This window comes from Eilatimonas milleporae, from assembly GCF_003688555.1.
GTDB lineage: Bacteria > Pseudomonadota > Alphaproteobacteria > Sphingomonadales > Kordiimonadaceae > Eilatimonas > Eilatimonas milleporae.
The window spans coordinates 730721-748212 of record NZ_REFR01000009.1 but is presented as its reverse complement, the minus strand read 5'-3'; the positions used below and the strand labels follow the sequence as shown (position 1 = coordinate 748212).

Genomic DNA, 17492 nt, shown 5'->3' with positions numbered 1-17492 from the left:
TGTCTCCGACATCATGTTCTATCCGGCATCCCGGCCGGCGTCACGACAGATTTCATGGGCGTTTCGCCGCACCGGTGCAAGCCACTGACCGGGTGTGGCCGGTTGCCCCCCGTTGTGTTCGCGGGCAGGCCCGGAAACAGGGCCAGAGACGGCCAGAAGAGACAGCCAGAAGATACAGGCCGGGTGGCGGTGTGCGCTCTATGCTCGTGATGCTCTCGTGCCGATCTTGGCCGATGCATTTGTGTTTCGCGGCCGGTCCGTTTACCATCGCTGCGGTTATCAATGCGTGCAGGCCGGTCATAATTCCAGTATGGCGTGTGTTTTCATGGTTCCGGCGCGGCACGTGACAAGGATTTCACGGCAAGGTTTTCTCAGCGGGGGACAGACTTCATGAAGATCAAGGGATTGCTGGTGGCGGCGTCCATGCTGCCGATGGTCGCGGCCTGTGACGGATATGCACCGGGCGGCACGGCGACCGGGGACCGGGCGATCACGGACCAGCCGGCACCGGGCCTGGACATGGCGGTGGAGATACCGTTTGAAAGCTTCACGCTGGACAACGGTCTGCGCGTGGTGGTGCATGAGGACCGCAAGGCCCCGGTTGTGGCCGTCAGCGTCTGGTACCATGTGGGCAGCAAGGACGAGCCCGAGGGCAAAACCGGTTTCGCCCACCTGTTCGAGCATCTGATGTTCAACGGTACGGAAAATTATGACGACGAATTTTTCAAACCGTTCGAGGAGGTGGGCGCGACGGGTATGAACGGCACCACCTGGTTCGACCGGACCAATTATTTCGCCACCGTGCCGACGCCGGCGCTGGACATGGCCTTGTGGATGGAATCGGACCGCATGGGCCACCTGCTCGGGGCGGTGAGCCAGTCCAAACTGGATGAGCAGCGCGGTGTCGTCCAGAATGAAAAGCGCCAGGGCGACAACCAGCCCTTCGGCACGGTGCAATACCGCCAGCTGGAAGGCCTGTTTCCGCCGGGCCACCCCTACCGCCATTCCACCATCGGGTCGATGGCGGATCTGGATGCGGCCAGTCTGGAGGACGTGAAGGAGTGGTTCCGGACCTATTACGGCGCCGCCAACGCGGTGCTGGTGCTGGCCGGCGATATTGACGGCGCGACCGCCCGTCCGCTGGTGGAGAAATATTTCGGCGACATCGCGGCCGGACCGGCCCTGCGTCGGCACAAGGCCTGGGTGCCTGTCAAAACCACCAACACGGTGGAGGAAATGTTCGACCGGGTCCCCAATGCCCGACTGTACCGCAACTGGGCGGCGGCGCCGCGCACCGAGCGCGATGCCCACATGCTGCGCCTGGCGGCCGATGTGCTGGGCGGCGGCAAGACGTCACGCCTGTATCAGGCGCTTGTCTATGAGCGGCAGCTGGCCTCCGAGGTGTCGGTTCAGCTGCAACCCTTTGAGCTGGCCAGCAATTTCGAAATCCAGATTGATCTGAAGGACGGTGCGGACGCGGGCGAGGTCGAGGCCATTGTCGACGATGTCATGGCCGATTTTCTCCGCGACGGTCCGACCCCTGACGAGGTGTCGCGGGCCAAGACGGTCATCATCGCCGGCGTTGTTCGCGGACTGGAAGAGGTCGGCGGTTTCGGCGGCAAGGCAGTGGCCCTGGCGCAAGGGGCCCTTTATGCCGGCGATCCGGGATTTTACGGCACGGTCCTCGACTGGCTGAATGCAGCCGGCACCGGCGATGTGACGCGCGCCGCGCGGACATGGCTGGAGCCGGGACACTATCAGCTGTCCGTTCGTCCTTATCCTGAATACACCACAGCGGAGGCCGGCGCCGACCGCAGCCGCCTGCCCGCCGTCGGTGCCCTGCCCGAGCTGAGCTTTCCAGCCGTCAGCGAGGCGACGCTGGCCAATGGCATGACCGTGGTGCTGGCCACCCGGGTCACGGTGCCGGTCGTCAATGTGGCGTTGCAGTTCGACGCGGGCTACGCCGCCGACCAGGGCCGGTCGCTGGGCACGTCCAGCTTCACGCTGGCCATGCTGGACGAGGGAACGGCAACGCGTTCGGCGCTGGATATTTCGGCGGAAACCGACCGACTGGGGGCAAGCCTGTCCACCGGGTCCAATCTGGACATGAGCCAGGTGCGGCTGTCGGCGCTGAAACCCAATCTTGCACCGTCGCTTGACCTGATGGCGGATGTGGTGCGCAACCCGGCCTTTGACACGGTCGAGATCGACCGTCTGAAACAGCGCTGGATGGCACAGATCGCCCGCGAGAAAGCACAGCCCGTGCAGTTGGCCCTGCGCACATTGCCGCCGCTTTTGTACGGTGAGGGGCACGCATATGCCATTCCCTATACGGGATCGGGTACCGAAGCCTCGATCGGCGCGCTCGGCCGCGACGATCTGGCCGGTTTCCACCGGGACTGGCTGCGTCCGGACAATGCGACCGTGTATGTGGTCGGCGACATCACCATGGACGAGGCCCTGCCGCTTCTGGAGACGGCCTTCGGCGACTGGCAGGCCCCGGCGGGGCCGGTGCCGGCGAAAAATATCGCCGATGTGGCATTGCCGCCCGCGCCGCGCGTCATCATCATGGACAAGCCGGGCAGTCCGCAGTCGCTGATCCTGGCGGGTCATCTGCTGCCGCCGACCGGGGCGGCGGACGCGCTGGAACTGGACACGGCCAATGACATACTGGGCGGCGAGTTCACCGCCCGCGTCAATATGAACCTGCGCGAGGACAAGGGGTGGGCATACGGCGCCTATACCATCAATTTCGATGCGCGCGGGCAGCGTATGTGGCTTGTCTATGCCCCGGTGCAGACGGACCGCACCAGGGACTCGATCCGCGAACTGCTCAGCGAGTTCAACAGCTATCTGGGGCAGGGGCTGCTTGGCGGCCGTCCGGCCAGCGCGGAAGAGCTGAGCCGTATGGTCCAGACCAAGACCAACAGTCTGCCGGGTCAGTTCGAAACCTCGGGCGCGGTGCTCGGCGCGCTGCTGTCCGGCGCCCGATTCGACCGGCCTTATGACTATCCGGCGATGCTGAAAGGCCGGTATGACGCCCTGGCTCTCGATGCGGTGCGGGGTGCGGCCAATGCCCATATCAGACCCGGAGCGCTGACATGGCTGATTGTCGGTGACCGCAGCCGGATCGAGAAAGAAATCCGCGATCTGGATCTTGGCACTGTCGAGATCTGGGACCAGAATGGCGTGCCGATAGAGTAAACCGTTTGTATCACAACGGTTGAACAGGGTGGACGGTCCTGCCGGTGCGGGGCCGCCATGTGCAATCAAGGGGGCAGGCCACGATGAGACGCATGTATGCCGTTCTGGCGGCTTTTATGCTGGCGCAAGGGGCGTCCGGCGATGATCGGGACAAAGCGGACTGGCCCTATGCGGAGGATATACCGCAGACCGGTCCCGTATCCCTGGGGCTGGCGGGGGAAAAACCGGCCGATATCACGCGCTTTCTGCTGGCACAGGGGGCGTATGGGGCGAACCTGAGCCCCGATGGACGATCCCTGGCCTATATCAGCCGGGTGACGGGCACACCGCAGATCTGGCTGATGACGCTGGGTAAGGCGCATGAAAGCAGCCCGCCGCGCCAACTGACCTTCGGCAACGGTGTGACCTTCTACCGCTGGCATCCGGACAGCGGGTATCTGCTGTATGGGGCCGATAACAACGGCGATGAACGGGAAGCCTTTTACCTGATCACGGCGGACGGCCTGGAGGAGAGGCTGGTTCTGCCCTTTTCCGACGGATTCCGGCGCTTTGGTGATTTTTCGGTGGATGGGGATCGCTTCGTCTATGCCTCGACCGAGCGTAACGGCCGCGATTTTGATATTTATGCCGCCGATCTGACAACCGGCACGGCCCGCATGGTGTATGAAGGTACATACGGGTTTTTCCCGGTGGCCTGGCAGCCGGGCGGGACCCGCATTCTGGTGTCGGAAACCCGGGGCGAGGACGGCAACAATCTGCACAGCCTGGATGTGACGACGGGTGAGATGATCCCTGTCTTCGTGCCAGAGATATCGGCCGCCTATACCCAGATAGAATGGCGTCCCGACGGGGCCGGTTTCTACATGGCGACCAATGACGGGCGCGATTATCAGGCGCTGGCCTATATGGACATGACGGCGGGCGAGACGGTGCTGCTGGATGCCGGTGAGCGGGACGTGGACGAGGTGGCGCTGGCCGGCGGGTATCTGGCATGGACCACCAATGACGGCGGGTACAGCCGGCTGCATGTGCGTCATCTGGCCAGCGGACGCGACGTGGCCGTGCCCGAACTGCCGGCCGGTGTGTACCGGCTGGACTGGGCCGAGGGGGCTGCCGCCCCTCTGCTGTCGATATCGGTTTCGGGGCCCGGCCTGCCCGGTGATATTTACCTGTGGTCCTTAAAGGATGACACGGTGCGCCATGCGGTTTCCTCCAACCTGGCGGGATTGCGGAGCGCCGATATGGTCGCCCCCGAGGCAATTCGTTTCAGCGCCCGCGACGGTGTGACCGTCCACGGTTTGTTGTACCTGCCGGAGGGGGTGACGGCGCCGGCTGTCGTTGTCGATGTACATGGCGGCCCGACGGCGCAGGCGCGGCCCCGGTGGCAGCCGGTGACCCAGTATCTGGTCGGCAAGGGGATTGCCGTTCTGGATATCAATGTGCGCGGCTCGACCGGTTTCGGCAAGACCTATGCCCGGCTCGACAATCAGGAGAAGCGGCTGGACAGTGTGCGCGACCTGGCGGACGCGGTTGCATGGATGAAAGCGGACGGCCGGGTGGACGCGGACCGTGCCGCGGTGATGGGCGGATCCTATGGCGGATACATGGTCAATGCCGTGATGGGGGCCTATCCCGGCGTGTTCCGGGCGGGGGCCTCCTTTGTCGGTGTGTCCGACTGGGTGCGGGCCCTGCAGGAGGCCTCGCCGGGGCTGAAGGCAAGCGACCGGATCGAGTATGGCGATATTTCCGAACCGCGCTGGCAGGCCTTTTATGCCGAGAATTCACCGATCAACACGGTGCATAAAATCGCGGCGCCGATGTTTTTCGAGCACGGCGCCAATGATCCGCGCGACCCGGTGAGCGAATCCGACCGCATGGTCAAGGCCCTGCGCGAGAGGGGGATCGAGGTCACGTATCTGCGGTTCCCCGATGAGGGGCACAGCGTCCGCAAGCTGCCCAACCGCATCGCCTTTTACAGGCAACTGGCCGCGTTTCTGGAAAAACATCTGTCCGACGGCGGCGCGGTGGACGGGGAGCGTGCAGGCCGGTAAGAAAAGACGGTCGGCATGCGGGCCTGCAACGGATCGGCTGACTGCCAGTTGATCCGGACGCTGCGCCTGGAGTGCCGGTAAGCCGATGCGGGCGGTTTTCTTGCCCGCCGGCCTTCTTTATGAAGGACTGTGCGTCTTGGGACGGCATATGTGATGTGTATCGGTCTTCTTGGGAGGGAGATCAGTGGATTTCAGTTTGAATGAGGATCAGCGGGCGATCCAGGACATGGCCCGCCAGTTCGGTGACGAACAGATCGCGCCTTTCGCGTCACGCTGGGACGAGATGAAGCACTGGCCGAGTGATGTCGCCGCCGCTGCGGGAGAGTTGGGCTTCGGGTCCATCTATGTCAGCGAGGAGGCCGGCGGCTGCGGCCTGGACCGTGTTGCTTCGGTTCTGATTTTTGAACAGCTGGCGCGGGGGTGTCCGTCGACGGCGGCGATGATTTCCATCCACAATATGGTGGCCTGGATGATCGACCGTTTTGGCGATGACGATCAGAAGGACCGTTTTCTGCCCCACCTTGTCACCCTTGAAAATCTGGGCAGTTACTGCCTGACGGAACCGGGCGCGGGTTCGGATGCCGCCAGCCTGCGCACCCGTGCGGTCAGGGACGGCGATTCCTATGTGCTGAACGGGTCGAAAGCCTTTATTTCGGGCGGCGGCGAGTCAGCCATTTACATCGTCATGGCGCGCACCGGCGATGCCGGACCGAAAGGGATCAGTGCCTTTGTCATTGAAAAAGACACCCCCGGGCTGTCCTTTGGCGCGGCGGAGAAAAAACTGGGCTGGAACAGTCAGCCCACCGCCGCCGTCATTCTGGAAGATTGCCGGGTCCCGGCTGAAAACCTGCTGGGCGGCGAGGGCAACGGTTTCAGGATCGCCATGCAGGGGTTGGATGGCGGGCGGCTGAATATCGGCGCCTGCTCGCTTGGCGGGGCGGGCCGCGCTTTGGATGAGGCGATCGCCTACACCAAGGACCGCCGTCAGTTCGGTCAGCGCATCGCCGATTTTCAGGCCAGCCAGTTCAAACTGGCGGATATGGCGACCGAGCTGGAGGCCGCGCGGCTTTTGACCTATGCCGCCGCCGACAAGGTCAGCCGCAAGGCGCCGGATGCCACCCCGGCTGCTGCCATGGCCAAGCGGTTTGCCACCGATGTCGGCTTTCGTGTGACCAATGAGGCGTTGCAACTGCATGGCGGCTATGGGTATTTGCGGGACTATCCCATTGAACGGATTTTACGGGATTTGCGCGTCCACCAGATTCTGGAAGGCACGAATGAAATCATGCGTGTCGTCATTTCCCGCGCCCTTCTCAAAGAGTGAAGCCAAGCAAAATAAGGACACACCATGAGTGACAGTGACGTTCTGTTTGACGTCAAAGGCCATCTTGGGCTGATCACCCTGAACCGGCCCAAGGCCCTGAACAGCCTGACGGCGGACATGTGCGCTGCCATTTCTGAGCGTCTCGGCCTGTGGGCGTCCGACCCGGCGGTGCGGGTGGTCGCCATTGTCGGCAGCGGCGAAAAAGCCTTTTGCGCCGGCGGCGATGTGGTCAGGGTGACCCGATCCTGGACCGAGGGCAGTGCCGAGTGGCGCGACTTTTTCTTCAACGAATACCGGATGAATATCGCGATTGCCGAGTTTCCCAAACCCTATGTCAGTTTTGTCGACGGTATCACGATGGGCGGCGGGGTCGGCGTGTCCATGCCAGGCGATTTCTGGGTCGCCACGGAAAAAACACTGTTCGCCATGCCGGAGACCGGTCTGGGACTGTTTCCCGATGTGGGCGGCGGCTGGTTCCTGCCGCGCATGCCCGGCGAGACCGGTACCTATGTGGCGCTGACGGGCGCGCGGTTGAAGGCGCCGGATCTTTATGCGCTGGGCCTGGCCAGTCATGTGATCGCCAGCACACAGGTGGCCGCGGCGCTGGACGGTCTGGCGGATCTGCGCACATCCGACCATCAGGGTGTCAAGGCGGTTCTGGACGGCCTGCATGCGGATCCGGAGCCGGCACCGATCGCCAGGGACATGGATCAGATCGACGCCCATTTCGCAGAAGACAGTGTTACCGCCATTCTCGACAATCTGCAACGGGACCCGGATGACTGGGCCCAAAAGCAATACGGCCTTCTGACGGGCAAATCGCCCACGTCGATGAAACTGACGCTGGAACAATTGCGGCGCGGGGCGGCGTGTGACTGCTTCCGGGACGTGATGGCCATGGAGTTCCGCATGGTCAGCCGTGTGATTGCCGGACATGATTTTCATGAAGGCGTTCGGGCGATCCTGATCGACAAGGATCAGTCGCCCACATGGGAACCGGCCAGCCTGGACAGGGTGGAGCCAGCCGCCATAGATGCCCATTTCGCGCCGCTGCCGGCGGAGGAAGAACTGCTTGCCGGTCTTGAAGACCGCTGAGACCGTATTGATTGGGGGAGACAGAACAATGACCACGATTGCATTTATCGGCCTTGGCCATATGGGTCTGCCGATGGCGAAGAATCTGTTGGCGGCCGGCCACGCGGTTCGCGCCCACGATCTGAGTGCCGATGCGCTGGAGGCGGCATCCGCCGCCGGGGCGACGGCCTGCGGATCGCTGGGGGAGGCACTGTCCGGGGCGTCCGTGGTGATCACCATGCTGACGTCCGGCCCCGTTGTCGAGACGGTCTATTGCGGCCCGGAGGGCATTATCGCGGGGGCGGCGCCGGGGGCGCTGCTGGTGGACAGTTCAACCATTGACGTGAAAACCGCCCGCAGGGTTGCCGCCGCCGCCGAGGCCGGCGGCTTTGACATGGTGGATGCGCCGGTTTCGGGCGGCGTATCGGGGGCTGCGGCCGGCACGCTGGCTTTCATGGTCGGCGGGTCGCAGACGGCGTTCGACCGGGCAGAGACGGTGCTGGAGCCCATGGCGGCAAAAATCGTCCATGCCGGGGGCAGCGGCAATGGCCAGGCGGCGAAAATCTGCAACAATATGCTGCTGGCGATTTCCATGGTCGGTGTGTGCGAGGCCTTTACGCTCGGTCGTGCCCTGGGGCTTGAGGATCAGACTTTTTACGATATCGCCGCAAATGCATCCGGCCAGTGCTGGTCCCTGACAAGCTATTGTCCCGTACCGGGGCCGGTGCCGTCGTCGCCGGCGAACCGCGCGTATCAACCCGGTTTTGCCACTGCGCTGATGCTGAAGGACCTGAACCTGGCCATGGATGCGGTGGGGGAGACAGGGGCGGCGACGCCGCTCGGCGCGCACGCGCACAAGCTTTATACCGCCATGGCGGACAACGGCCACGGCGATATGGATTTTTCAGGCATCATAAACATGCTGAAGGAGATCGGCTGACGCCGACCTCCCGTCCTGATTTTCGTACCCTTTTCCAGAGAGGTTTAAGCCAGCCCTGGGAACGGACGGCCTGCTTTTAACTGGCCGCGCTTGCGAAAGCGGCGCCCCAACGGGCCGGGTTTTGCGTGCTGTACCCGGTGCGCGGGCGCCCGCCGGCCCCGAAACGCAAAACGGCCTGCGTCCTGTTGGAAACGCCGAGAACCTTGAAAATTGCGTGCATGTGGGCTTTGACCGTTCCTTCGGCGATACCGAGACGCGCGGCAATTTCCTTGTTCGGCAGACCGTCGGCGGCCATGGTCAGGATCTGACGCTGCCGATGCGAAAGACGCTCCAGCTCGACATCGGTTGCAGGCTGGGTGTCGCTGTAGGCAGCGTGGTCGCCCCCCTCCTCCTTGAGAGCGGCACGGATATCCGGCCGTCCCGGACGTTCCGAGACCGACCCGAACCCTTCCAGGGGCAGTTTCAGGGCCCGGCGGACGGCGCGGACCATTTGCCCGACACGGGCGGCGCGAGGCACATTGACGGTTTGTTCGCCGTCCTGTGCCGTCGCGGTCTCTTCATCATGCACGGTCACGATCGCGCAGTTCGGATAGAGACGGCGGACAAGGTCCTGCCATTGGTAGGTGGTGCCGCTTTGCGATGTCGCCAAGGACGACGGATGAAGGACGACAAGACCCAAATCCCTTTCGCGCGCGGTGGCGGAAAGGAATTCATGTTCGTTGCCGGCTTCAAGGATACTGTCGAAGGAGGCCGCTACGGATACGACTTCCTTCATGGATAGGCGAAACAATTCCTCGCCATCGACGATAAGTGCTTTCATTTTATTATCCCCACTGTCTGTCGTTCGTCCCTTGTGGCCTGTATCGGCCATTTGTTATGTGTCGATTGGGACAGGCAAAGCTTACACCAAGCTGTATACCTGGCAATACAAGATAACGAAATTCATCGATCTCCCGGCGCCTAAGCGATAAACGGAGGCTGTTCTGCGATAAACGGTCTGACTTAAACCAAGGCGGGCATGCCTTCTAAACCAACGGTTAGACTGTCGGTTTGCCCATGCCCTGATATGGGAATGCCATTGTGACGGACTTCATGGATACCCTGCCGGCACCGCATCAGTGCCGGGATGCTCTTGCCCGTATCGATGGGCGTGAAGGCGAGTTGATTGACACCCTTATCGCCTGGTCGGCCGTCAACAGCGGCAGCCGGAACTCGGAGGGTATAGCGGTCATGGACGGACTGGTGCGCACCCATGCCGGCGACCTTGGCGCGGAGCTGACAGCCGTCTCCTTGAGGGATACGGAAACCGTCAACGCACTGGGACAGGTTGAGCGGGTGCCCAATGCGCCGGCACTGAGCATTGCCAAACGGTCCGGCGCCAACCGCCGGGTCTTGCTGACGGGGCATCTGGATACGGTTTTTCCGAAAGAGGACAGTTTTCAGTCCGCGCGGTGGACGGGCGACGGAATTTTGAACGGTCCCGGTGTGGCGGACATGAAGGGCGGCATTCTGGTGATGCTGGAGGCCCTGCGGGCCTTTGAGGAGAGCCCGCTGGCCGGCAGGCTGGACTGGGAGGTCATTCTGTCGCCGGACGAGGAGACCGGGTCTCTCGCATCGGCACCGTTGTTGGCCGACCGGGCGAAGACGGCGGATATCGGCCTGACATATGAACCGGCGCTGGCGGACGGGACACTGGCCGGCGCGCGCAAGGGCAGCGGCAATTATACCCTGGTGGTGGAAGGGCGGTCCGCACATGCGGGCCGGGAATTCCACAGCGGCCGCAATGCTGTTGTGCATTTATCGAGAATCGTTGCCGACCTGGCGGCGCTGACGGGCGCGCGTGACGGGTTGACGGTGAACCCGGCTGTGATCCATGGCGGCAGTGCCCCCAATGTGGTGCCGGATCTTGCCTGGTGCCGTTTCAATGTGCGTCTGGAGCAGTCGGATGACGCGGGCTGGCTGGCCGCGACCCTTTCGGATCTGGTCAGACGCCACGAACAGGAGGACGGCTTTCATGTCCGCCTGCATGGCGGTGTCAACCGTCCGCCCAAACCCCTCAGCCAGGCGAACCGGCTCCTGATGGACCGGGTGCGCGATTGCGGCGCGGCGCTTGGGATCGGGATTGATTACAAGCCGACCGGTGGATGCTGCGAGGGCAACAATCTGGCGGCGGCGGGGTTGCCCAATGTGGATACGCTGGGTGTGCGGGGTGGCAAGATCCACAGTCACGATGAATTCATGATTGCCGCCAGCCTGACGGAAAGAGCCCGCTTGTCCGCGCTTATCCTGATGGCAATCGCGGCAGGGCGGTTTGACGATGTCCTGCAGGAACGTCGCACCGATTCCGCCGCTTGAACGGGCGACCGACTGGCGAGCGCAGAAGACGAGGGAGACATACGGACATGTTTATTGTGCGTCCGGTTGCCGGTGGTGATCTGGAGGGCTTGCTGGAGCTTGCGCGGAAAGCCGGCACGGGCCTGACAACCCTGCCGGCGCATGAACCGACGCTGGCGGCCAGGATCGAAGAGTCGCTGGCGGCATTCGGCCCTCTTGAAACGGGCCGGCAGAAACGGACCTATCTTCTGGTGATGGAAGAGGGAGCGAGCGGTCGGATCGTCGGAACCAGCGCCATTGTCGCGGGTGTCGGACTGGACAAACCGTTTTACAGTTACCGGCTGCTGCACCAGACACAGGTCAGCCACGATCCGGAGATGCGCATCGATACGTCGCTTTTGAACCTGTCCAACGATTTTGTCGGGGCCTGCGAAATGGCGACGCTGTTTCTGGACCCGGATTATCGACAGGGCCGTTTGGGGCGATTGATGTCCAAGGCGCGTTACATGCTTCTCGGCGCGCATCCGCAGCGGTTTTCCGATCAGGTCATTGCCGAAATCCGGGGGTGGGTGGACGACAACGACAATTCCCCTTTCTGGGAGTCGATCGGGCGCCATTTTTTCGGCATGGATTTCAAAACGGCGGACCGGATCAACGGGGAAGGCAACAGCCAGTTCATTGCCGACCTGATGCCGAAATTCCCCATTTACACGGCGCTGCTGCCCAAGGCGGCGCAGGATGTCATCGGCAGGCCGCATGACGGTGCGCGCCCGGCCATCCGACTGCTGGAGCAGGAAGGGTTTCGTTTTTCCGGCGCGGTGGACATTTTCGACGGCGGGCCGGCGATGGAAGTGCATCGGCGCGGTATCTGGACCGTCCGCGCCAGCCGGGAGGATATCCTTGCCGGCCTCGTGGATGCGCCTGAGCGTCCGGCGGACCATCTGGCCGCAGACCATCTGGCCGCCAACCCGTCCCTGGATCATTTCCGTGTCGTCCTGACCCGGGTCGTGGAAACGCACAGCGGTCTTTGGTTGCCCCGTGAGGCGGGTGCGGCGCTCGGGATCGGTGCGGGGGACAGAATCCGTTATGCCCCCGTAGAACGTAAAAAGGACGCGCGGACACAGGAACAGGGTGCCGGCGCCCCGCAGGCGCTGCCGCCCGATACGGACGCAACACCAGATGAAGGAGAAGGATGACATGGCCGCGGCCTCGAAAGGCAATTTCATCGCGGGTCAATGGTCGGCGGGTGACGGAGCCAGTTTTCAGTCCCGCGATCCGGCCGAAGACAGCCTGTTATGGTCGGGCCATGCGGCGACAGACCGTCAGGTCGACGCCGCCGTCAGGGCCGCCGCCGCGGCATTTGAGGACTGGTCCCTGGTACCGTTCGAGGATCGGGCCGGTGTCGCGCGCGCATTCGCCGCCCGTCTGGAAGCCGACAAGGATGCGCTGGCCCGTCTGATCGCCCAAGAGGCCGGTAAGACGCTGGCGGATGCCACGGGGGAAGCGACGGCCATCATCCGCAAGGTCGATATTTCCATTGCGGCGTATGAGGAGCGCACCGGCCGCAAGCAAAATGATCAAGGCGTCCTGACCGCCCGTCTGGTTCACCGCCCGCACGGGGTCATGGCCGTGTTCGGGCCCTATAATTTCCCCGGTCATCTGCCGAACGGGCATATCGTTCCGGCATTGATCGCCGGCAACAGCGTCGTCTTCAAGCCCAGCGACCTGACCCCGGCGGTCGCGGAATATATGGTGGCGGTCTGGGTCGCAGCCGGTTTGCCGGACGGGGTTCTCAATATGGTGCAGGGGGGACGCGACACGGGCGCGGCGCTGGCCGGTCATCCCGCCATCGACGGTATTTTGTTCACGGGCAGTGCGGCCACCGGGCGGGCGATCGCGCGTATGCTCGCCGACCGCCCCGAGGTTATTCTGGCCCTGGAAATGGGGGGCAACAATCCGCTGATCGTGCACGGCGCCGGCGATCTGGACGCCGCCGCCGTGCTGACGGTGCTCTCGGCCTTTGTATCAAGCGGTCAACGCTGTACCTGCGCCCGCCGGCTGATTGTGCCCGCAGGCGTGCAGGGCGATGCCTTTGTCAAGCGCCTGGGCGAGATCATGGACGGGATCAGCGTCGGTGCCTGGTGCGATGAGGAGGCGTCCTTCATGGGGCCGCTGGTCTCCGCCGGTGCCGCCGAGCGGGTTCTGGACGGGGTCGGCAGGCTTGAAAAGGCCGGCGGCCGTATTTTACGTCCGGTCAGCCGACTGTCGCGCGGCGATGCCTTTCTGACGCCCGGTCTAATGGATGTCACGGATGTCGCCGACCGACCCGACGATGAGATTTTCGGCCCTTTCCTGCAGGTGATCCGTGTGGCGGATTTCGAGGCCGGCGTTCGTGAGGCCAACAACACCCGGTTCGGCCTGGCCGCCGGGCTGATTTCGGACGACAGGGCGCTGTATGACTATTTTCATCCCAGGATCCGTGCCGGGATCGTCAACTGGAACCAGCAACTGACAGGCGCCGCCTCGACGGCGCCTTTCGGCGGGATCGGCTGGTCCGGCAATCACCGGCCCAGTGCCTATTACGCGGCGGATTACTGTGCATATCCGGTTGCCAGCATGGACCGTACCGACGGCTGTGTCCGCATTGACGGCATTCCCCAGGGGCTGAACCTGGGACTGAAATTGTAAAGGCACCCGCGTCCGTACGATTTTCAGGGCGCGCAGGAGGCAAGCGATGAGATATCATGAGGTGAACTTCGACGGTCTGGTCGGCCCGACCCATAATTATGCCGGGCTGTCCTATGGCAATGTGGCGTCGGCCAGTAACAAGGGGCGCGTGGCCAATCCGCGTGAGGGGGTCCTGCAGGGGCTTGCCAAAATGCGCCACCTGATGTCCCTGGGACTGGTGCAGGGTGTCCTGCCGCCCCACGAACGTCCGCACCTGCCAACGCTGAGGGCGCTGGGCTTTCAGGGCAGGGACGCCGAGATACTGTCCGCCGCCGCCCGGCATCCGGCCCTGCTGGTCAATGTCACATCCGCTGCCACCATGTGGACGGCGAATGCGGCCACCGTGTCGCCCGCACCCGACACGGCCGATGGCCGCATCCATTTCACCCCCGCCAATCTGGCGGCCATGTTTCATCGCGCCATTGAACCCGATACGACAGCCGCCGTGCTTCGGCGCATCTTTCCCGAAGGTGATCGCTTTGCCCATCACGATCCGCTGATCGGCGGGCATCATATGGGCGATGAAGGCGCGGCCAATCACTGCCGTTTCAGTGATGGGTACGGTGCGCCGGGCGTGGCGCTGTTTGTCTATGGCCGCAATGCCTTCGAAACGGACAGGGATCTGTCCTATCCCGGCCGGCAGACCCGCGAGGCCAGCGAGGCCATTGCCCGCCAGCACGGGCTTGACCCGTCCCGGACTGTCTTTGCGCGTCAGAGCGCCAAAGCCATCAATGCCGGCGCGTTCCATAATGATGTGGTGGCGGTCTCAAACGGACCGGTTTTTTTCCATCATGAGGAGGCGTTTGCCGATCCGGACGGTCTTGGCCGGGATCTGAATGCCGCATATGGCGACGGATTGCAGTGTGTCACCGTGCCGGCAGACAGGGTCGGTCTTCAGGATGCGGTGACATCCTATCTGTTCAACAGTCAGCTTGTCAGTGTGCCGGGGCGCGAGAGGATGACCCTGATCCTGCCGGGCGAGGTGAATGAAACGCCGGCGGTCAAGGACTATCTGGACGATCTGATCGCGTCCGGCGGGCCGATCGGCCATTGTGAAATTCTCGATGTTCGGCAAAGCATGCGCAATGGCGGTGGCCCGGCCTGCTTGCGGCTGCGGGTTGTCCTGTCGGAGGACGACCTGAAGGCGCTGGGTGCCCAAGCGATACTGGACGCCGACTGTATTGAGCAGTTGGAGGCATGGGCACACCGTCATTACCGTGACCGTCTTTTGCCCGAGGATCTTGGCGATCCTGCCCTGATGGAAGAAGGGATGGCGGCCCTTGACGATCTGACCGGTATTCTTGGGCTTGGCAGTCTGTACGCCTTTCAGAAATAGGTCGGAAGCCGTCCAGCGTCCGGCCGGAAGCAGGCGCCGTTGGGGGCTGATCAACCGTGGGGCCGCATATCCGGGCCCGGCGTGCCATAGGGCAATATATCGGTCTGCCAGTCCTCATCGCCAGCCAGTGCGGGCAGGCCGGCGCCGATGTCCAGACAGGTTTGACGCAGTGTCATCGACGTATCGGTCTGGTGATGCTGGGTGGCAAGGACGGACATGACGGGCGCGGGCGCCGCCCGTCCGATACCGGCGAAATACCGGATTTTGCCGTCGCCGTCCGTCAATGGCAGATGCAGACTGACGAAGAGGAACGGCACCCGCCGGCCATTGCGGAACAGGCGTTCCTGCGCGCCGCCGCAGGGCTGGTCCAGCATGGCGCCGTAAAATCGTCTTTGTGCGGCGACCTCTGCCGGGTCAATGAAGTCGAAGACATTTCTGCCGGTCATGTCCATGCCGAATTTGCCGGCCAGTCCGGTCCCGCACAGGCGGATCGTCAGATCGGCACTGTCGGTCCATTCACTGATATAGACGTATGGCAGGATCGATTTGATGCTGTTCGGGGACAGAAGGGTTTTCGGCGGAATCAGGCAGCCTGATGTCCGTTGCAGGTTGCGCCAATGCCGAATGAAACGATATGCCGGTTCCTCCTGACCGAGGGAACCGATATCCCATAAACCACTCATTAAATTGTACTCGAAACCTTCAGTTGCCAGCCCAGATAGTGCGTATTCTTTTTTGAATTTCATCACCTATGCCGCATCTTCACGGTGTCCGCAAGGCGTCGTGATGGATATGCCGGAGGTCGTTACTGGATATTTAACAGAGGTGGATTATTGTCACGCCTGAAGGGATGATCAGGTATGCGCATACGACATAGAAGACCATGGGATGAACGGGAAGCCGCTGTCACGCCGGAGCCGGTCTATCTGAACCGGCGTCGTTTTCTGATGGCCGCCGGGGCGCTGACCGGCGTCGGCGCTGTGGGTCTTGCCGTTCAGTCGGCACCGCAGGATCGGATATTGCAGCCGTTACCCCATGCAAAGACATCCTTTGATCCGGGTGGAGAATTGACGCCGGAAGAGGCCATCACATCCTACAACAATTATTATGAGTTCGGTGTCGACAAGTCCGACCCGTCGCGCAACGCATGGCGGTTGCAGCCAAAACCCTGGTCGGTTGCCGTTGACGGGATGGTCGAACGCCCCGCCGCCTATGCATTCGAGGACCTGGTGGATTTTTCGGCTCTGGAAGAACGCATCTACCGCCTGCGCTGTGTTGAAGCCTGGTCGATGGTGGTCCCCTGGATCGGTGTGCCGCTGGCGTCCCTCCTGGACAAGGTGGGCGTGCAGACGGGCGCGAAATATGTCCGTTTTGAAACCCTGGCCGACGAGAAGCAAATGCCGGGGTTGAAATGGCCCGTGGTCGACTGGCCCTATGTGGAGGGTTTGCGTCTGGACGAGGCGACCAATCCGCTGGCGCTGATCGCCGTCGGTCTGTACGGCAAGGAATTGCCGAACCAGAACGGTGCGCCGCTGCGTCTGGTCGTGCCGTGGAAATACGGTTTCAAGTCGATCAAGTCCATTGTCCGCATAACGCTGACGGATGTGCGTCCGCGCACCACCTGGGAACGGCAGAATGCGCGTGAATACGGATTTTTCGCCAATGTGAACCCGGATGTGCCGCATCCGCGATGGAGCCAGGCGACGGAACGCCGTATCGGCGAATTCGGCCGGCGCCGGACGGAAAAATTCAACGGATACGGTGAACTGGTCGCCCACCTGTATCAGGGTATGGATTTGAGGCAATATTATTGATGGGTGTTTCAGCGCGGGCGCTGAAGCGTTACGGCAAACCGATAGCCTTTCTTCTGCTCAGCCTGCCGGCGGCCTGGCTGGTCGCAAACTGGATTTTGGCCTTTGCCGGGGAGCCGCACGGCCTTGGGTTCAATCCCCATGAAACGTCGAATCGTTTCAGCGGCGACTGGGCCCTGCGTATCCTTCTGGGAGGGCTGGCGTTGACACCGCTGGCAAGCGCTCTGGGCACGCAGAAGCCTATCCTGTTTCGCCGGATGATGGGGCTGTTCGCCTTTTTTTATGTGCTGCTGCACATTGTCAGTTATGTCTGGCTGGATCTGCTGTTGGACTGGGCGGCCCTGTGGCGGGATATTGTGAAGCGCACCTATATCACGGTCGGGATGGCGGCGGCTGTGGCCCTGGTTCCGCTGGCATGGACCAGTACATCCGGCTGGGTGAAAAGACTTGGCGCCAGGCGCTGGAAACGCCTGCACCGGCTGGTCTATCTCATCGTGCCGCTGGCGCTGCTGCATTTTTACATGATGCGCAAGGGTATACAGGCCGAGCCCCTTATCTATGCCGCCATATTCGCCGGACTGATGCTGTTGCGTTTGCCGGTGGTGCGCCGCCTGTTTCACCGAACACAGAACCGGAAGCGGCCCGCCGGCTTGTCCCGGCCTTAATGACGACTGCCATTCAGGCCGGGTTT

At 62.7% G+C, this 17492-nt stretch carries 13 protein-coding genes; 11 read left to right on the top strand and 2 right to left on the bottom strand.

Annotation, left to right across the window (positions count from 1 at the left end):
* Positions 1–390 precede the first annotated feature (390 nt).
* The 5 genes from BXY39_RS04080 (at position 391) to mmsB (ending at position 8593) form a co-directional block, all read left to right on the top strand.
* On the top strand, positions 391–3204 hold the full coding sequence (locus tag BXY39_RS04080; RefSeq protein ID WP_121937523.1) for a M16 family metallopeptidase: 2814 nt from the start codon (positions 391–393) through the stop codon (positions 3202–3204).
* 83 nt (positions 3205–3287) lie between these two features.
* Complete coding sequence (locus BXY39_RS04075; RefSeq protein WP_211332075.1) at positions 3288–5255, top strand: S9 family peptidase; 1968 nt, start codon at positions 3288–3290, stop codon at positions 5253–5255.
* A 184-nt stretch (positions 5256–5439) separates the two neighbouring features.
* Positions 5440–6579, top strand: a complete 1140-nt coding sequence (locus BXY39_RS04070; protein ID WP_121937522.1) for an acyl-CoA dehydrogenase family protein — start codon at positions 5440–5442, stop codon at positions 6577–6579.
* 24 nt (positions 6580–6603) lie between these two features.
* A complete protein-coding gene (locus BXY39_RS04065) occupies positions 6604–7674 on the top strand; it encodes an enoyl-CoA hydratase/isomerase family protein (protein WP_121937521.1) in 1071 nt (356 codons plus the stop codon).
* Between the two features lie 28 nt (positions 7675–7702).
* Positions 7703–8593: a 3-hydroxyisobutyrate dehydrogenase gene (gene mmsB, locus BXY39_RS04060; protein WP_121937520.1), complete on the top strand. Its 891-nt coding sequence runs from the start codon at positions 7703–7705 to the stop codon at positions 8591–8593.
* Positions 8594–8669: 76 nt separating this feature from the next.
* Here the strand turns inward: mmsB and BXY39_RS04055 are convergent, their stop codons facing one another.
* On the bottom strand, positions 8670–9413 hold the full coding sequence (locus BXY39_RS04055) for a response regulator transcription factor (protein ID WP_170163606.1): 744 nt from the start codon (positions 9411–9413) through the stop codon (positions 8670–8672).
* A gap of 260 nt (positions 9414–9673) precedes the next feature.
* On the opposite strand from BXY39_RS04055, the gene BXY39_RS04050 reads away from it, so the two are divergent.
* The 4 genes from BXY39_RS04050 to astB are packed head-to-tail and all read left to right on the top strand — an operon-like array spanning position 9674 to position 14990.
* Positions 9674–10948 (top strand): hydrolase, encoded by a 1275-nt coding sequence (locus tag BXY39_RS04050; RefSeq protein WP_245998960.1) that lies wholly within the window; start codon positions 9674–9676, stop codon positions 10946–10948.
* Between the two features lie 47 nt (positions 10949–10995).
* Positions 10996–12123, top strand: coding sequence for an arginine N-succinyltransferase (locus BXY39_RS04045; RefSeq protein ID WP_121937517.1), 1128 nt, complete (start codon positions 10996–10998; stop codon positions 12121–12123).
* The gene (astD, locus tag BXY39_RS04040; RefSeq protein WP_245998959.1) at positions 12107–13615 is read left to right on the top strand and encodes a succinylglutamate-semialdehyde dehydrogenase; all 1509 of its coding nucleotides are present in this window, start codon (positions 12107–12109) and stop codon (positions 13613–13615) included. Before BXY39_RS04045 ends, astD begins: the two co-directional genes overlap by 17 nt.
* A 46-nt stretch (positions 13616–13661) precedes the next feature.
* Entirely contained in the window at positions 13662–14990 is a 1329-nt protein-coding gene (gene astB / locus BXY39_RS04035; RefSeq protein WP_121937515.1) for an N-succinylarginine dihydrolase, read from the top strand.
* Positions 14991–15040: 50 nt separating this feature from the next.
* Here the strand turns inward: astB and BXY39_RS04030 are convergent, their stop codons facing one another.
* Positions 15041–15673, bottom strand: coding sequence for a PAS domain-containing protein (locus BXY39_RS04030; RefSeq protein ID WP_170163605.1), 633 nt, complete (start codon positions 15671–15673; stop codon positions 15041–15043).
* 177 nt (positions 15674–15850) lie between these two features.
* On the opposite strand from BXY39_RS04030, the gene msrP reads away from it, so the two are divergent.
* Complete coding sequence (msrP, locus tag BXY39_RS04025) at positions 15851–16804, top strand: protein-methionine-sulfoxide reductase catalytic subunit MsrP (RefSeq protein WP_121937513.1); 954 nt, start codon at positions 15851–15853, stop codon at positions 16802–16804.
* Positions 16804–17466, top strand: a complete 663-nt coding sequence (locus BXY39_RS04020) for a protein-methionine-sulfoxide reductase heme-binding subunit MsrQ (protein WP_121937512.1) — start codon at positions 16804–16806, stop codon at positions 17464–17466. Before msrP ends, BXY39_RS04020 begins: the two co-directional genes overlap by 1 nt.
* Positions 17467–17492: the final 26 nt, after the last annotated feature.

Bases quoted from the DNA above. Each gene is read 5' to 3' on its own strand.
- BXY39_RS04080 (WP_121937523.1), top strand. From the start codon at position 391: ATGAAGATCAAGGGATTGCTGGTGGCGGCGTCCATGCTGCCGATGGTC.
- BXY39_RS04075 (WP_211332075.1), top strand. From the start codon at position 3,288: ATGAGACGCATGTATGCCGTTCTGGCGGCTTTTATGCTGGCGCAAGGG.
- BXY39_RS04065 (WP_121937521.1), top strand. From the start codon at position 6,604: ATGAGTGACAGTGACGTTCTGTTTGACGTCAAAGGCCATCTTGGGCTG.
- mmsB (WP_121937520.1), top strand. From the start codon at position 7,703: ATGACCACGATTGCATTTATCGGCCTTGGCCATATGGGTCTGCCGATG.
- BXY39_RS04055 (WP_170163606.1), bottom strand. From the start codon at position 9,413: ATGAAAGCACTTATCGTCGATGGCGAGGAATTGTTTCGCCTATCCATG.
- BXY39_RS04045 (WP_121937517.1), top strand. From the start codon at position 10,996: ATGTTTATTGTGCGTCCGGTTGCCGGTGGTGATCTGGAGGGCTTGCTG.
- astD (WP_245998959.1), top strand. From the start codon at position 12,107: ATGAAGGAGAAGGATGACATGGCCGCGGCCTCGAAAGGCAATTTCATC.
- astB (WP_121937515.1), top strand. From the start codon at position 13,662: ATGAGATATCATGAGGTGAACTTCGACGGTCTGGTCGGCCCGACCCAT.
- BXY39_RS04030 (WP_170163605.1), bottom strand. From the start codon at position 15,673: ATGAGTGGTTTATGGGATATCGGTTCCCTCGGTCAGGAGGAACCGGCA.
- msrP (WP_121937513.1), top strand. From the start codon at position 15,851: ATGCGCATACGACATAGAAGACCATGGGATGAACGGGAAGCCGCTGTC.
- BXY39_RS04020 (WP_121937512.1), top strand. From the start codon at position 16,804: ATGGGTGTTTCAGCGCGGGCGCTGAAGCGTTACGGCAAACCGATAGCC.